Source organism: Marinomonas gallaica (assembly GCF_001639745.1).
Taxonomy (GTDB): Bacteria; Pseudomonadota; Gammaproteobacteria; order Pseudomonadales; family Marinomonadaceae; genus Marinomonas; species Marinomonas gallaica.
Window position 1 is genome coordinate 1 of sequence record NZ_LTAX01000015.1, and the last position, 15,764, is coordinate 15,764.

General features: G+C 42.7%; 12 protein-coding genes and 2 pseudogenes. 8 read left to right on the forward strand and 6 right to left on the reverse strand.

Annotated features, from left to right (window positions below):
• The first annotated feature begins 89 nt into the window (after positions 1–89).
• The 5 genes and pseudogenes from AYW76_RS13395 to AYW76_RS13420 all read left to right on the forward strand — a co-directional run bounded on the left by AYW76_RS13395 (position 90) and on the right by AYW76_RS13420 (position 5,232).
• Positions 90–692, forward strand: a complete 603-nt coding sequence (locus tag AYW76_RS13395) for a hypothetical protein (RefSeq protein WP_156489079.1) — start codon at positions 90–92, stop codon at positions 690–692.
• A gap of 174 nt (positions 693–866) precedes the next feature.
• Positions 867–2,023, forward strand: a pseudogene (locus AYW76_RS13405) (IS3 family transposase).
• A 442-nt stretch (positions 2,024–2,465) separates the two neighbouring features.
• On the forward strand, positions 2,466–3,446 hold the full coding sequence (locus tag AYW76_RS13410; protein WP_067221112.1) for a hypothetical protein: 981 nt from the start codon (positions 2,466–2,468) through the stop codon (positions 3,444–3,446).
• Positions 3,439–4,542, forward strand: coding sequence for a hypothetical protein (locus AYW76_RS13415; RefSeq protein WP_067221115.1), 1,104 nt, complete (start codon positions 3,439–3,441; stop codon positions 4,540–4,542). Before AYW76_RS13410 ends, AYW76_RS13415 begins: the two co-directional genes overlap by 8 nt.
• A gap of 3 nt (positions 4,543–4,545) precedes the next feature.
• Positions 4,546–5,232 (forward strand): hypothetical protein, encoded by a 687-nt coding sequence (locus AYW76_RS13420; protein ID WP_067221117.1) that lies wholly within the window; start codon positions 4,546–4,548, stop codon positions 5,230–5,232.
• 193 nt (positions 5,233–5,425) lie between these two features.
• Here AYW76_RS13420 and AYW76_RS13425 read toward each other — a convergent pair whose 3' ends face one another.
• Positions 5,426–5,686, reverse strand: coding sequence for a hypothetical protein (locus AYW76_RS13425; RefSeq protein ID WP_067221120.1), 261 nt, complete (start codon positions 5,684–5,686; stop codon positions 5,426–5,428).
• A gap of 187 nt (positions 5,687–5,873) precedes the next feature.
• Here AYW76_RS13425 and AYW76_RS13430 point away from each other — a divergent pair, with 187 nt between their 5' ends.
• Together AYW76_RS13430 and AYW76_RS13435 are read left to right on the forward strand one after the other, a co-directional pair.
• The gene (locus AYW76_RS13430) at positions 5,874–7,592 is read left to right on the forward strand and encodes a hypothetical protein (RefSeq protein WP_067221123.1); all 1,719 of its coding nucleotides are present in this window, start codon (positions 5,874–5,876) and stop codon (positions 7,590–7,592) included.
• Between the two features lie 444 nt (positions 7,593–8,036).
• Positions 8,037–9,209 carry a MerR family transcriptional regulator gene (locus tag AYW76_RS13435; protein WP_067221127.1) on the forward strand — a complete coding sequence of 391 codons (1,173 nt, stop codon included), beginning with the start codon at positions 8,037–8,039 and terminating at the stop codon, positions 9,207–9,209.
• Between the two features lie 59 nt (positions 9,210–9,268).
• Here the strand turns inward: AYW76_RS13435 and AYW76_RS13440 are convergent, their stop codons facing one another.
• Together AYW76_RS13440 and AYW76_RS13445 are read right to left on the reverse strand one after the other, a co-directional pair.
• Positions 9,269–10,621 (reverse strand): type II toxin-antitoxin system HipA family toxin, encoded by a 1,353-nt coding sequence (locus AYW76_RS13440; protein ID WP_067221130.1) that lies wholly within the window; start codon positions 10,619–10,621, stop codon positions 9,269–9,271.
• On the reverse strand, positions 10,611–10,934 hold the full coding sequence (locus AYW76_RS13445; protein ID WP_456264816.1) for a helix-turn-helix domain-containing protein: 324 nt from the start codon (positions 10,932–10,934) through the stop codon (positions 10,611–10,613). The genes AYW76_RS13440 and AYW76_RS13445 overlap by 11 nt, the downstream gene beginning before the upstream one ends.
• A gap of 191 nt (positions 10,935–11,125) precedes the next feature.
• On the opposite strand from AYW76_RS13445, the pseudogene AYW76_RS18985 reads away from it, so the two are divergent.
• Positions 11,126–11,344, forward strand: a pseudogene (locus AYW76_RS18985) (AAA family ATPase); the annotation flags it as partial.
• 182 nt (positions 11,345–11,526) lie between these two features.
• On the opposite strand, the gene AYW76_RS13450 reads toward AYW76_RS18985, so the two are convergent.
• The 3 genes from AYW76_RS13450 to AYW76_RS13460 form a co-directional block, all read right to left on the reverse strand.
• The gene (locus AYW76_RS13450) at positions 11,527–11,868 is read right to left on the reverse strand and encodes a type II toxin-antitoxin system RelE/ParE family toxin (protein WP_067221137.1); all 342 of its coding nucleotides are present in this window, start codon (positions 11,866–11,868) and stop codon (positions 11,527–11,529) included.
• Complete coding sequence (locus AYW76_RS13455) at positions 11,861–12,085, reverse strand: type II toxin-antitoxin system Phd/YefM family antitoxin (RefSeq protein WP_067221141.1); 225 nt, start codon at positions 12,083–12,085, stop codon at positions 11,861–11,863. Before AYW76_RS13455 ends, AYW76_RS13450 begins: the two co-directional genes overlap by 8 nt.
• 357 nt (positions 12,086–12,442) lie before the next feature.
• Entirely contained in the window at positions 12,443–15,583 is a 3,141-nt protein-coding gene (locus AYW76_RS13460) for a DUF3427 domain-containing protein (RefSeq protein ID WP_067221144.1), read from the reverse strand.
• Between the last annotated feature and the right edge of the window lie 181 nt (positions 15,584–15,764).

The window sequence follows — 15,764 nt, forward strand, 5'->3', positions numbered from 1 at the left end:
AATTTAACGATGGAGTGCCACCTGCCAAAGCAGAGAATCAACCTAATTTACTGTCCGGAATTAGTTGACCACTACATCGAAGCCTTCTCATTTCAGAAGGGAAAGTTAGAACAGAAGATGTCCCCTTAAAGTGCAGCGTAGCTGGTAAGTCTCATGACTATAAATATTCGGTAGGCGATCGGGTGAAGTTCTGCCGAAATGAATATCAAAAGCTACAGGTTACAAATGGCATGACGGGGACGATTAAGCAAATTCGACCGACGACAGATGATGTACTGTTACAAGTCGAAACCGACGATGGAAGAATCTTATCTTTCTTAGCATCAGAGTATGCTGATGAGAAAGGTACATTTTTATGCCATGCATATGCTCTTACTATTTTTAGCGCCCAAGGTGTCACAGTGGATGGCAACACCTACACTTTATTTAGCAATGATATGGACAGAGCAAATGCTTATGTTGCTCTAAGCAGGCATAAAGATAAGTCTCATATGTATATTGATGCGTCAAAGCTTTATGTTGATGAGTTTAGTTTGAAAGAACACCTAGAGATGGATAGCACTCAGGATGTCCGGAAGCTTAGGTATGAAGCTCTTTCGCAGCGCCTCAAAGAGGACAGTTACTCAAAGCTTGCTATTGAATGGATAAGTCAGAAAGATACAGGAGATCTTAAATTATCTATTGATAGATAGCTTTATGGGAAAGTTAAAAACCAGAAATAGAGTACCTATTTCTGGTTTTTAACTTTAGCGCACCACTAATTGAGGCAGTTCGCTGTTTCTAAGTAGCGAATTTTATAGTCTGAATCGCCACTAGTTAGCTAGACACCTTTTAGTTAGATAAAATGATCTAATTGAGAGGTATTTATGAGCAAAACACGTTACCCAGAACAATTCAAAATTGAAGCGGTTAAGCAAGTGACTGAAGCAGGCTTTAGTGTTGCTGAAGTCGCTAATCGCTTAGGTACCACCACTCACAGTTTATACGCTTGGATTAAACGATATGGTCCAGAGGCACAATCGTTTGCAGAGGCCTCTGCTGAGTCGAGCGAGATTCTTCGTCTTCGAAAAGAACTCAAGCGAGTGACGGAAGAGCGCGACCTGTTAAAAAAAGCCGCGGCGTACTTCGCAAGCCACCCAGACTAAGATGCGCCTTTATCAGGGATCACCGTGCTGACTTTTCAGTAAGGCGACTGTGCAATCTCTTCGATGTTCATCCCAGTGGCTATTACGTTTGGTTGAAAGAGCCAAAATCAAAACTTGCTAAGGAAAATGAACGGCTAACAGGTCTTGTTAAACAACTTTGGCTGGAATTGGGTTGTGTCTACGGTTATCGAAAGATCTATCAAGACCTGAGATCCTTGAATGAATCTTGTGGTATTAATCGAGTGCATTATCTGATGCGAAGAGCAGGCCTTAAGGCTCAGGTAGGTTACCGAAAGCCTAGAGCTCGGTCAGGAGAAACACATACGATAGCCAGCAACGTGCTTGAAAGACAGTTTAATCCAGAAAGCCCAAATACAGCGTGGGTAACTGATATTACTTATATCCGAACACATGAAGGCTGGCTGTATTTATCTGTCGTGCTTGATCTCTATTCTCGTCGAATAATAGGCTGGAGTATGGGGCCAAGAATGGTGAAGGAGCTTGTTCTTGATGCACTGATGATGGCGGTATGGAGAAGAAAGCCAAAGCATAGGGTGACAATCCACTCAGACCAAGGCAGTCAGTTTACCAGCTATGATTGGCATAGATTTTTGGATGATCACAACTTACAAGCCAGCATGAGTCGACGTGGGAACTGTCATGATAATGCTGTTGCTGAAAGCTTTTTTCAGCTTTTAAAGAGAGAGTGAGTGAAGCGAAAGATTTACTCGACAAGGAGCGAAGCAAAACAAGACATTTTTAATTATATAGAAATGTTTTATAACCCTGTCAGGCGCCATAGCGCTAATGATATGTTGTCACCTGTTGAGTATGAGAAACTGTTCGAAAAGATGACTGAGAAGTGTCTACTGAACTAGTTGCGATTCAGTCAGTGTAAGTAACGCATATGCGTTACTTTTATAAAAAAATCTCAAATAAAAACATAAGCATATGTTTTTTTATGTATTTTTTTAGTTTCTTTGAAAAATTTAATTGCTATAAATTTGACTAAAAAAGTACTGAAAATTTAACATATGAAACTTTGAGCCACACACGCTCTGAAATCGTTTCAGGGAGCACATTGATTACTTCAAGTCCGAAATTTGAATTCAGCTCGCTTTTGATATGCTATATGCGTAGCTTCTTAGGTAAGAAATAGTGAACTCTTAGCTAGATGAAGCCAACTGAAATTCATTTTCTATTAGTCACCTCTGGTTCATGCTCGGATTGTTCGGAATTTTCTATTGCGATTAAATTGATGAAACAGTCAACAATTTGTAGATGCTTTAGCGTGTATTTTGTCTAAATTAAGGAAGAGTAATGTCGGAAACAGGAAACATAGAAACTCTAGCAAAACTGGTCTCTCAAGATATCTTCAAGTGGTTTAAATGGGGAACTTGCGCCCCTAAAGACGAGGATTGGAGTTGCGAGTCGGATCACCATGGAAAGAACACTCACCCATCAGATGTAGTGTTTTTCTATGAAGACCCTTACACAGGACAAATGCATTACCTCAATACAGACTTAAAAAGTTATGCAGCTGGAAGCATTACCAAAGCCAGTATTACTCGGGCATTAAAGACTCTAGCTATGTCTGTCGAATGTGCGAACATCAGCGATAGTTGGCAAAGCAAATTTCTCTTGAATGATGTTGGCTTTGGTGACGTGTCGGGTATGCTTTTTATCTACAACCATGACAGTGAATACGATAAGAACTTTCAAGCAGAACTTGAGAAAGTTGAAATCAAAGATATTCCTGTTGCCGATGGTAATGAGTTAGTGGTTGTAGGGCCGGATCTGATTCGAAGGCTCTGTGATGTCGTTAGTGACATGAAAATGTTGAAAGCCGAAGACTTGTTCCCTAGCCATGACGATTACACGTTCTTTTATCCTGACCTCATTCGTGCTCGGCGGTGTGGCGATGAGTGGGGTAAGCCTGCCACAATTGAAGCCCTCACATCTCCTTGGTTGATTATCAAACATCGTAGTAGCAGTGAATTTAAAGGTGGTTTCATCATCTACTACCATGAATACGGTGACACAGTAGATGAATTCATCTATCTGATAGATGCAATGTCTCATTACCAGATGCTTAGCAGTGATTACTCTATACGAGTTAGATTCACTGCTGCGTCCTCTCATGCAAATGTAAACTTTGAAAAAGCCAAGTACGAATACTTGAAGATGTGGGGGAACGATGAAGGCAGGAAGAAGCAAATGGATAGTTTGGAAGTGCAGCGTATAACTAACTTCACTAAAAGCTTCAATCCAATGGAAATAGGAATGCGAGAAGATGTCTAAAGTTAACACTGGCCCGTCGATTTATGTTCCTACTGACAAGAACATTTATGATGCTCTTCAACATAAGAAAGTCACACAAAGTGAGCTTGTTACTTTTCTCCGTAAAAGAGGGAAGCTCGTCTCATTGCAATCTTCAAAACAGGAGCTTATTGAGAAAATTTGTTCTTTAACATTGGGCTATGCTGACTTCAAGTGGATAGGAAGACTTTTAGAAAACCCTAATAGAAAAGACAAAACTACTCATACCAATTTAAAAGGGAATATTGAAGAAAAGCAGATAACTACCGCTTGCTCTACATTGAAAGCTAATTTGTCTGCTGATGGTGATGACTCTGTGAAAGTCAACAAGTCGGGAAGTAAAACGACCTTAACAGTTACCTATGTTGATCAAGACTTCACCAAAACAGAACTTAGACAACGCACGATTAAAACCTGTGAGATACAGATTGAGAGCAGTGCAGATGGAGTGGTTATGAAGCTACCTTCCACAAAAAAGGCGAAGGAAATTTCTGAGCGCCTTAAAACAGTCCTGAAGGCACAGGTAACTAAAGAGAGTGGCGAGGAGCTCGCGGAGTTTTCCATTTCTCTTGAATCTTTGCCGGATGCTGCAATAAGGAGTCAGTTTTTTGATTATTTGATTAGAAATATTGATGGTTTCGAATTCGATAATGTATCTAGTGTAGACGTATATCATTTTGAGCAAGAATTGCGAGACGAGTTTGAGGACGAAGGAACAGAAGCAAGGCTTGCATCATACATAAACAAAGCAGCTTTAGCTGGAGATGGAGTTCTTGACTCAACTGAGTTTAACCAACTACATAATCGTGGGTTTTACATATATAGAATAATTTGGACAGCTATAGATACATCATTTGAAGGGCCTAAAGTAGAATTTGAAGCACAATTTGGGCAACCTAAATTATGCTCTGATTTCATGTATACGATTAGGGGTATATACCCGTTCAACAGCCATACCTCTGAGCACAATGTCACTCGGAAAGGTGTATCACCGTTTGATAACGACAAATATAACCTAAAACTCAGGGACGCATCGGAAAAGGCATTACAGATGGCACTCCAGAAATACGGAGAATAACGAATGATGAAAGCAAAGTGGTTATACTCAGAGCTCCCAATTTCTCTTGGTGAGCTTTCACAGTTAATGAAAAAAAATCAATACTCAGAGAGTACAGGCTCTGGCTTTTTGCTTTCGACTTCAACATCTAAAAAGCTTGTTGGAAAATATATTGAGAAAGTAATCCTAAAAAACTTAGTAGAAGATCCCTTTGGAGAAATTTCTGAAGTAGAGTCAATTAACTACTATACGTGCCAGTTCAACTGGAGCGATGAATCACACTTTATGTATATTTCTGAGCCTCCACGCTCGTTAAAGAAGTTCTCCAATAAGCTTCATAGCTTGACTGGCCTTGGATTGGTTTTATCAGAGCTGAGTGTTGCCCCTGAATGCTGGTTGAGACGGATTGAGGAAGAGGCTGATGAGGTAAAAATCTTCCAAATATCCTCATATGGCATTAGGACTTCCTTAAACTCAACTGCAAAAATAGTAGTTTCAGGTAAAACTGATGTCCGAGAGGCTTTTGCTGAACTAGTTTCTGATAAACGTTACCTGACCGATAGCATTAAGTTTGAAGCTGAATTTGAAGGAATGACAGTGAAAGGAGAACTAACCAAGTCAGGTAGTTGTAGGCTAACCTCACCTAACCTGAGCTTCGTTCTTGAAAAGCTTAGGGCCTCACTAGAGAAATCGATAACACACTATTACTAGAGCGCAGCTCCTTCTTCATAATAAATAGATCAATTAAAACACTCCGTCAAAAGCATGCATAAAAAATTTCCATTTAAATCAATAATATAAACATTATTATTCATTCCGTAGGAATAGAAAAGAGAGTATTAAGAGGGAGCTATGTTTACAGATCAGCGATAAACATGGCTCTCTCATTAATGTTTTCTATAAATTAACAGACCATAGCTCCATCAGAACCAGAATCTTTAGCAAAAGCCATAGCTTCCTTAAATCCCTTATGGGGAACTAAAGCTCTATTTTTACCCAAATCAGCTACTTTTAGAAAAGCATCTATTTCTGGACCACTCACCCTATCACTTACACCTTTCTCTTTAAGTCGGTCATTGACCAATGATGCGACACTGTCTGCACTATACTCCTTACGTAGAGCTCTTAAGCGTTTTTCGTTGTTTGCAAAAATATCGTCAAGCATACTATGCCCTCACTATTATAAATATTGAAACAGGTTATGTAGAACGCTCTATACGCTTTCTACATGAATTGAGTGCGCATGTGTTCCACCCGCGTAGAGAATTTAAAGAGAATTACTTGTCGTGTCGTCTGTTTTCATAGAAAACTTTTTTTCAACCTTGTTATTGTATTTTTTCTTGTAGGATGTTATGGAAAAATTAACATTAAAGACTGGCAGCGCTAACGACCTCTTAAGGAAGTGTTTTGAGGCAGGGATTTCTTACAACTTATTGTTAGGCACATTTGATGAGCGAGACAATAAAGAATTAAATAATTTTGAAGATGCTATCAAACACGTACATCTATTTTATCGTCCACAAGTGTATACATTGCTGAGTAAAGCATTCAGACCTCGAATGCAATTAGAATCTATCATGGCTCATCTAGCTGAGATAAATTGCCCCATCAGTCTTATTGGTTACTTACATTGCGTAGCAAAAAACTTCCCTCACTTACCGTTTGACTTATTAACCAACCCTAAGCAATCTCTCTTAGAGCCTCAAAATATTTTAAAAGCTTATTATTCTGTAAGGGAAGCACTGGATAAGAGCCGACAGCATAATAGTGAAATTACTATTACGGACCCAACACTACTTACTCTCTACGAGCTAGTTAAAAAAAAGAAGCTTACCTCAAGCTTAGTAGCTATTGATGAAAGGCCGCTGGATAATGGTCAAACTGCATTTGTTATACACTCCTATGGTATGTTTGACTCCCCAAGAAATGACAGGAATTTAGATCAATTTGGTCATGAGCACCGTCATATTATTGAGGTTGCTCGCGAACTTGAGATTGGAAATAATCCATTAGATAAAGTTAAATTCCCTCTGCTTAACTGTAATAAACCCAGCAAGTGGGCATCAACGCTTCACGCACTATGTTGCTACTATGAAGGAATATCCCCTACTATCTTTTGTAATAAGCATCTTGATATAGTGCCACGCAACTACCACAATACACTCCGCGAGCCGAACCTTATCGCAAATCAGTTGAAAAAATTTCAACAACGATCAAAGGCATTATGGCAATTATTAAAACCTAGTTCTGGCTTTTACCCCAAAATTCAGCAGAACACCTTTGATGACGGTGACCCAAAGCTGATCAAGCACATGATTTTGCGCCATTTGATAATGCTTTATCTAACGATGCTCAAACATCCATCTTGGTCAATTAAGGTTCGTGGATGCATTGAGACATTACAAAAGCTCTATTCAACCGATCTTCTACAAAAATGGGGTGAGCATATAAACCTCCAAAGAATAAGCACCTCAAGTCCTTGTCCGCTGACAGAGATACAGCTGCTATTTCGATCAAACCCTGTAGGCCTGCATCCTTTGTGGTGGTTAAGTGGCAAGCTTCCCGCCCCTTTGGAATTAATGGGCCACTACGTAAACAGCAGCCAGCTAAGCAATGAACAGCTTACAGAACTAAATCAACGGTATAGGGACACTAGATTAGACATTGTCGCACTAGGGATTCCACACAGCCTTAAAATTGATACTTCTCAGCTATTTAAGAAACCCATCACCCTTCAGTTTGGTAATCCATGTACATTTTATGGCCCCTCGAACTTACAGTTAGAAGAGCGACTTTATCTAGCTAGCTTATTAGTAACAGACCAGTATACATTACAAACTTTGAAGGATAATCAGAAACTAGAAAGCAGGTATCTCGAAAACGTACTAATTGGAGTTTGCTACCTCTGGCATAACGCACTGATTAAAAGAATTTCGCAAGAAGATTTTCTCGATCTCTTAGTCCAGCACTCTCTAGATGATATGTCTACTGCGACATTAAGAAAGCGAATAAAGCTCGCCCAAGAATTGCTTAAAAAGTGGCCTAACGTTAATTTATTCAACAATCTATAGTTTTATAATTGTGAAGTTAATAAAGTAGGCTGCTGTACGAGCTTCGCTACAACAGACACCCTTTGTATAGGAATGGAAACTTTATGTACCATCCAATCATATCAAAACGGTGACAAAGGTGGTGACAAAACTATTAAAGCTTAAATTTAATAGTTTTAAATCAGTAACTTGTGTTTTTTTCTATATTCAGATTCAAAACATCGAGTAGATTCCTAGGTAGAAAGTTACCCGTTCAAGACCTCTTTAAAGGCCCTGTTTTTCTTCGTGAGAACAGGGCTTTTTCATTCCCCGTAAAAGCGATCTGCTTAATGGCATTTTACTGAACGATATTTTTGCTGACCGCATTTGACCTGTCTATAACTTCATAGTTTATAGTCATTCGTGTTCTGATCTGTTTAAGCCAGTAGCGCGATTATTAAAAAAAGCAGAAAGGATGTTTTATCTGTGTATCGTATTTCAGAGTTAGCTGAAAAAGTCGGGCTGTCACGGTCAACCTTGCTCTACTACGAGAAGCAAGGTTTGTTGCAGGGTGTTCGCCAACCCAACGGCTATCGGCTGTATTCAGACAAAGATGCTCAGCGCTTGCACTTGTTGCAACAACTGCAAGCGGGCGGTTTAACACTTAAGGAATGTAAATCCTTTTTAGACAGCAAGGTGCAGCGCTCTGTACTTGAAAAGCGCTTGCAGCAGCTGGACGAAGACATCGCTAAAAAGCGACAAGCTCGCGCGTTACTTGCCGCCTTGCTGGGTGAAGGTTCCCTGCGTCTTTGGCACCAACAGACCGATAAATTAGCGCCAGACGCCCATCTGGATTGGTTAAAGCAGCAAGGCTTTAATGAACAACAAGCCCTGCATTTGAAATGGTTATCAAAAGATATGAACGAACACGATCAATACATGGCCGATTTTATGACGGTATTCCAAGGCTTAGAACGCTGGGGGCCTAGCAGTGATGCCGATACGCTAAAAACCTTGTCCACACTGCCAACAACACCCACCAAGATCATTGATATTGGCTGCGGCAAAGGCTTTTCAACCCGTTTATTGGCAGAGCACACCCAAGCCGAGATTGTGGCGGTAGATAACGAGCAAAGTGCGCTGGATGAACTCAGTGAACGCCTCACCGAGCAGGGGCTAAAGACCCGTGTAACGCTAAGCTGCGCCAGCATGACGGATCTGCCCTTTGCGCCTGAAAGCTTTGATTGCATCTGGTCAGAAGCGGCGGCTTACATAATGGGTGTTAAGCAAGCGTTAACCCAGTGGCGTAAATTACTGACTAATAGCGGCTTCATGGTAATCAGTGACCTAGTATGGTTAACCGATAATCCAAGCCAAGAGGCAGTAGCGTTCTGGGAAGGTGAATACCCAGATATGCAAACTATCGAAAAACGCATAGGCCAAATGCGCCAAGCTGGTTTTGCAGTGATTGATCATTTCACTTTAAGTGACCAAGCATGGCACGACTACTATCAACCACTCAAAGCGCGAGTTGCAGAAGTAAAAGCAAGCATGCCAAATTCAAATGCCATCGCAGATATCGAGCGAGAAATTGCGATTTATGAACGCTACCTAGGCGAGTTTGGTTATCAGATGTTTGTGCTGCGCAAAGGAGCTTAAAACAGGGGCGTAAAATCGCCCCTGCCACAACACCGTTTAGCTGAGTTTAAGGGTGAGACTTAGCGATAATAAAGCGCGGCATTTTCTTGTTTGCGCTGATCCAATGTCTTAGCAATTGCCGATGCTGTCGTTTTACTGACCCCTTGTTGCTGTGCAAGGTGAGTAAATTGGCTGATGGCTTCTGCGACTTCTTCAATGACTTGCCTTGCATCATGCCAATTCGAAAAGCCAGCACTGGTAGCAAGTTTTTGCATTACCTTAAGCGGTGGCGCTTTGCCATAACCTCCGAACGCAGTGGCGTGTTCGTTGAATGGATGTGGACTGTAGGTAACATCGTAAAAAGGTGCAGGATTCCATTGACCGTCATCCGCTTGCAAAAATGCCCAGTTTTTACTGTGGTCGTCATGGTTAGACGACAGCAGGTTAAACATGGCGCGGCGAAATTGCAGTTGTCCAGCAGCGGGAGATTTACACAACTGACGGCTGGCTTTGATCAAGTCAATATAATCTAAGCTTGGCGTTCGAAAGTCTGCATCCAGCAGCCCGCAAGCGCTGTGCATATGCAATCGACCTGCACTGAGTTGACTGCCTGAGTCGGCCTGTTCAGTGACATAATCAAAACGCTTGAGTGCTAGCCACGCAGGCGCACCGCTGGTGTGCGGTGCTTCAATGAGTTGCCATAGCGGCGGTTGGCACCTAGCTTGCTCAGCCATTTGCAAATAAACCGCCTCACACAAACCTTCTTCATGGCCGAGCGCTAGATTCTTCGAGGTAAATTTAATCAGCCACGCTTCATCGCCAGGCTTTGCAAAGGTTCGGCATTGCTGAGTTTCCCCAGCAGGCATATAAATCTGTGCCTTTGGTCTTGCCCCACCCGAACTCCCTCCGGCGACTAATGCAGCCAACACCTGCTGAGTATGTCCATCTAACTCATCGTGATTCTCATCCACATAACCTGACATTGAAGCATCGAACAGCGTTTGCGCTTCTAAGCCTAAAGTAGCTAAATCAATGTCAGCGTTTGTCGTAGCTGAAAACTCAGACACCGGAGAAAAAGACAACCCTCCCATGCCTTTATCACCGACAAAGGCTAACCTATCCATCGCTGTTAATTGATTAGGCAGGATGTCCTTTTGCCGGAAAATACGATCTTGTAACAGCATGCCCCAGCCATCAGGTAAACAATCCCCAAATACGCCATGTACACCTTGATGAGGTGCTTTAGGTGCGGCTTGAACTTGCGCGTTCGCTTGCAAGGTAAAAGGTGATAAATTGCCAAACTGCTGCAAATAGCCGTCTGCATACTGAAAAAAAACGCCTTGCCGATTCTGCGCCAAGACCCCTACAGCAACCTGCTCACCTGAGCTTAACGTACGAGTTACCATGAGTTTTTGAATGGGTTTAAAACTCATCTTTTAGCACCTCATCAATACTCGTGGGTATAGCAGCGCGTTCTTTGCTAGGTTGCGTGAGCTGATAAAGCCTATCCAACGAGTCGAGAGTCTGCCAAAGCAACAGCAATTGGCGAAATGAAATTTGCCCGGTCAGCTCAAATTTCTTAATGGTGGCCGCAGGTACACAGCTTCGTTCAGCCAACGCTGCTCGTGATAGCTTTGCTTGTTGGCGTAACCCTCGCAAATAAGCCGCATAGGCTTGGCTGACATCGGTATCATCAAGTAAGGTAAAATTCATCCGCAAAGACCAAATGGATACAGTTATATCCATTATAGACAAATAAAACAAAAAATGAACATTACTGTGTCTATTTATAAATAAAGTATTGGAACTTCACCCGATAAAGCCTTTCAAAACTGCTATTTCTTACCTCTGACAGAAAAACAAAACTTACATTTTTATGCGCATAAAAATGTAAAATCTCGCACTTTTATGCGCATAAAAGTGCTAAAGGGATTACCGAAATCGAATTTATTTTGGCAACCGATGAAAGAGATATCGTCCCAGTAGAAGTCAAAAGTGGCAAACGTACCCGCGCAAAGTCACTTGCGTCTTACATTGATAAATGCGCACCAAACACAACATTCAAACTCACTGGCACCCAAGGCTCATCAGCGTTAGAACAAACCAACATCGTGATGCCATTGTATTTCACCCAGTATTTATCGCAGAGGTGGTAAAAGAGCGTTGCGAACCCTGTGTTCTAAACAAAGTGACTCTAAGCTTAATTGAACTCTGACCCGTTTTACTTACTAGCGCTCTAATTCTGGCTCTAAACCGACAGGATTAATGGGAATTTTAGGTGTCATATTTTACTTCTCTCCCAGTCCTTCGCTTTCAGATTCTTGGGCTCTTTCATCCTCTAAAGCACCAGCATGGTTTCATAAAGCAGCTGTTCAATGCTTTGTCGGCTGTCCATCACAGCAATAAGTACAACCTTGTTCGCCTCTTCATCGACCCGATAGAACACTAAGTTATGCTGAGCGACCAGCATTTGGCGATAGTCCATAAAACCCAAAGCAGCTAACCGCTCACTAATCGGGGAGGAAAAGGGATGATGACTCAGTTCCAGAACCTGTTGCTTAATTAAGTTCCTTGCGTCACCAGCTACAACGGCTCCATGTTTGCGTGTTAAAAATGCTGATAGCTTTTTGAGTGTCTCTTTAAATACTGGCGTAGCAACAACTTGAAAAGACTCAGACATCAAAGGCCTCATCCAAAGACAGCTCACCCTTTTGATTCAAACTGCGCTCAGAAAGGTTAATCAGCTTAAGCAAAGCAATGGTTTCTTGCTGCTCATAGTAAGCCTGCGAGTCTTGTACAACATACACTTCTTTGCCGTTTTGAGTGACGTGCAAAGGATCATCTAAAGAGAGGTTATTGGCATTTGCTTTCAGGTAGGACACGGTTTGAATATTCATAAAAATCCCATTAGTTTAAATATGGACTAATTATAGACCGATAATTTACTTTAGCCTACCTCACGTTTTCTCTATCACTGGGAATCTCGAATGGACTCGCCTTAATATAACTTAGAACTATGGCTTATGATTAACAGATAGTTTATGTCGAACTTAACATTACCAAAATGATCACTATTATAAGTCTTACAACTCAGCCTTGTACGCAGCGATTCAGTTACGCTTGCAGCTAAGGCGAAAAAATTGGCTTCGGTCGATTTTTTCATATCTGAAGAGCAAGAATGAACGGGGTTCTTCAATGATGGGCATCCCTCTTGGACAACTTAGTTGCTAACCACTGTAGTGATCTAACATAACCTACCCCACCGCCAGCTTCGCGGCTTGTTGCCACATAAAGTGTGGCATAGGTGTTTTCAGTTGCCACGTGATGCTCATCGGTTGCGAGCCGGTGTGCGATACGTATTCCACTTCCCCGTAATTCACAAATCCGATGGTGCGGCCGTATTCGTCTTTACTTTGCTCTCGTACAAAGAGAAATAAGCGCTTCCCTATTTCACGGTGGTGGATGTAATCGCGGCCACGACCATGATCTGGTCGAGCGCTGTTTTGCGATTGCCAATGAAACAGTGACTCATTAATGGCGTAGTCGTGATACATGGTGGTCGGCGAAAACTGCTTTTCGTTTTTATCCAGCGTGACAAACATTAGCTCTATATTTTGATCCTGAATAACAAACACGCCTTCTCGTGCCGGCGGTTGACGCTCAAACGTGGTCGCGCCAAATGCCGCTAATATCTGCTCGCGGGCGTAGCGAGCATGCACCTTAAGCGTCACCTCTGACAGATCGTTCATATCCACCAATTCATGTTTGATACGAGCAAGTTGCCAGCGAATCACATCATCAAGTTCTTCAGCTACACCTAGGTGACTAAGCTGTTTGATGCTCTGTGCTAAAGACGCAAAGCCTACATCAGGACCCGGCTTTTTCCAGAAGTCATAATGGCACATTACCGTACGTCGATCGTCCACGTTGGCACCACTAAAGTCAGTCTGACAAAGTCGTTCAAGGAAGTTTAAATAACCATGATCGTCACAGGTCAGAATGCGGTTATGTATCGCTTTGCGCACTATTTTAAAGGCTTCATCGATCTGCGAGCCTTCTTTGACTTCATCTTTGGATTTCGCCACCAACTCAGCCCAGCTGCCGCGTTTGTAAAGTTCGTTTAAGTCGATATGTGGATGTTGCGCGATAAAGTTCGCTAGTGTCAGAGGTTGTGTCGAATGCTGGGGAAATTGGCGGATCATAGCCGCCAGACGACTTTTTGTAAGTGTCGCTTGGCGAATATGGCTGAGCACCATTTCTTGGGTGCGCTTTGTCAGCTCGATTCGACAACCTAACGGCGCATGCGGAAAGCCTTGTTTGATTTCATCACTGATCGCTTTTGGACTTCTACCGACTAACGCCCTGAATTTATTAGCAAAATCGTACTCAGGTCGTGAGTTACCAACAAAGTCCAATACCGTACAACACTCTTTACCCTCGGCTATACGCAAGCCACGCCCTAGCTGTTGTAAAAAGATGGTGAGACTTTCGGTAGGACGCAAGAACAACAAAGTATCGACTTCAGGAATGTCGACACCTTCATTAAAGATATCCACGACACAAAGCACATTGATTTGTCCGCTACGGATCGCCTGCTGTTTCTGCTGACGCTCAGCGCTGTTATCACTGGTCAGTACGTCAGCTTTAATACCTTTGAGCAGAAATTGGCTCGCCATGTACTGTGCATGTTCACGGCTGACACAAAACGCTAACGCCTTCATTTGGCTAATATCGGTAACGATCTCCTGCAAACTGAGCAGTATCTTGTCAAAACGCGCTTGGTTATGGGTATAAAGGTTAGTCAGTTGTGCAATATCGTAGCGCCCACGGCTCCAAGCGATATTCCGAAGGTCGGTATCGTCATCGATGCCAAAATATTGAAATGGCGATAAGTGACGACGATTGATCGCTTCCGGCAAACGAATCTCTGCCGCAATCACACCACCAAAGTCAGGCAGAATATCGCCGCCATCATGACGCTCAGGGGTCGCCGTTAAGCCCAGCAATAAACTCGGCTGGAAATAGGCCAATACAGCACGATAGCTGCTTGCCGCGATGTGATGCACTTCGTCAATCACAATGTAATCGTAAAAGTCTGGCGTCAGGTTAAGGTGTTCTAGTTGATTATTCAGTGTTTGAATCGATACAAACAACTGACGATAGTGGGCTGGCGTATGACCACCCACCCAAAGCTCGCCAAAGGAACCATCTCGTAATACGCCACGGTAGGCCGCTCGGGCTTGCTTTAGAATTTCCTCTCGGTGCGCCACAAACAAGAAAGTCGCGTTCGGCTTCTGCTTCACAAAACGCGCAAAATCAAACGCCGAAATCAAAGTTTTACCTGTGCCAGTGGCCGCGACCACTAGGTTGCGAAAGCGCTGATGAATATCTCGCTCTACGGCCAGCCGTTCCAAAATCTCACTTTGATGCGGGAACGGCGTAATATCAAAAAAGTGTGCGGTATTATGTTCATCGCCAACACGCTGCTGTCGCAAGGCTTTATTAAGTTTTTCAGTACTGCTGGCATCGCCATTAAACAGCTCAAACTCATTGGATACCCAGTAGGTTTCAAAGGTACTGAGCGACTTATCGATGATATGCGGGATTTCTTGCGAGGTGATCTTTAAGTTCCACTCAAGGCCATTGGTCAATGCCGAGTGCGATAAATTAGAAGAGCCGATGTAACCTGTGTGGAAGCCCGAATTGCGAAGAAACAAATAGCTTTTAGCATGAAGACGTTCACGCTCGGTGTTGTAGCTGAGCTTTACTTCGGTATTCGGTAACTTTGCCAAATACTCCACGGCTTTGGTATCGGTCGCGCCCATGTAAGATGTAGTGATGATCTTAAGTTCTCGACCGCTGGCAGTGAACGCCTCCAACTCCTTACGAAAGATGCGAATCCCAGCCCATTTGATGAAAGACACCAGCCAATAGATTTTATCGGCGGATAGAATCTCGCGTTTTAACTCAGACTCTAACGACAACCCTGCGTTGCTGCCGCAAAACAGCTCACTTTGTGTGAGCCCAGTAAGCGGAAAGATGTCGTCGACATATTGCTTCAAATTCGCTGCAACAGGGTTTTCCAGTTCATACAAGGCGGTAAGAATTTTGCCTTGGCTATCGAGCAAGTTTTCTTCGATGAAAGCATCGTCTTTTAAGCGCTCTTTCAACCAAAGTAATAATTCATTCGAAAGTTCGATTTGCTGTTGTAACTGCTGATCGCCTGATGGCACTGAGCCGATCGCATACTCTAAAATATTACCTAAAAAGCGGGATAGCCAAATCGATGCTTCGGCTGCTGAAAGCTCACGCTCACCGACATAAAAACGATCGCGGTCCAAACGCCGCTCCACCAACTGGGTAATCAGTTGCTCGTAGATTCCTGATTGCTGCATAAATCCCTGTACTACCTCATCAAGTTAAATCGTCTGGGCTAACGGTGTACACCCAACAGCGCAAAATAAATTGTGTCTGCCGTCATTCTCTCACCCCGCTACTTTACTAAAAATTCGTGGTCGACCAATAGCGGAGTGCGTCAATCGTACCTCTATACGTTACAATGAAAACGAATGTTTA

Excerpts from the sequence above, each read along its gene's own strand:
- AYW76_RS13410 (WP_067221112.1), top strand. The coding sequence starts at position 2,466 with ATGTCGGAAACAGGAAACATAGAAACTCTAGCAAAACTGGTCTCTCAA.
- AYW76_RS13415 (WP_067221115.1), top strand. The coding sequence starts at position 3,439 with ATGTCTAAAGTTAACACTGGCCCGTCGATTTATGTTCCTACTGACAAG.
- AYW76_RS13420 (WP_067221117.1), top strand. The coding sequence starts at position 4,546 with ATGATGAAAGCAAAGTGGTTATACTCAGAGCTCCCAATTTCTCTTGGT.
- AYW76_RS13425 (WP_067221120.1), bottom strand. The coding sequence starts at position 5,686 with ATGCTTGACGATATTTTTGCAAACAACGAAAAACGCTTAAGAGCTCTA.
- AYW76_RS13430 (WP_067221123.1), top strand. The coding sequence starts at position 5,874 with ATGGAAAAATTAACATTAAAGACTGGCAGCGCTAACGACCTCTTAAGG.
- AYW76_RS13440 (WP_067221130.1), bottom strand. The coding sequence starts at position 10,621 with ATGAGTTTTAAACCCATTCAAAAACTCATGGTAACTCGTACGTTAAGC.
- AYW76_RS13445 (WP_456264816.1), bottom strand. The coding sequence starts at position 10,934 with ATGGATATAACTGTATCCATTTGGTCTTTGCGGATGAATTTTACCTTA.
- AYW76_RS13450 (WP_067221137.1), bottom strand. The coding sequence starts at position 11,868 with ATGTCTGAGTCTTTTCAAGTTGTTGCTACGCCAGTATTTAAAGAGACA.
- AYW76_RS13455 (WP_067221141.1), bottom strand. The coding sequence starts at position 12,085 with ATGAATATTCAAACCGTGTCCTACCTGAAAGCAAATGCCAATAACCTC.
- AYW76_RS13460 (WP_067221144.1), bottom strand. The coding sequence starts at position 15,583 with ATGCAGCAATCAGGAATCTACGAGCAACTGATTACCCAGTTGGTGGAG.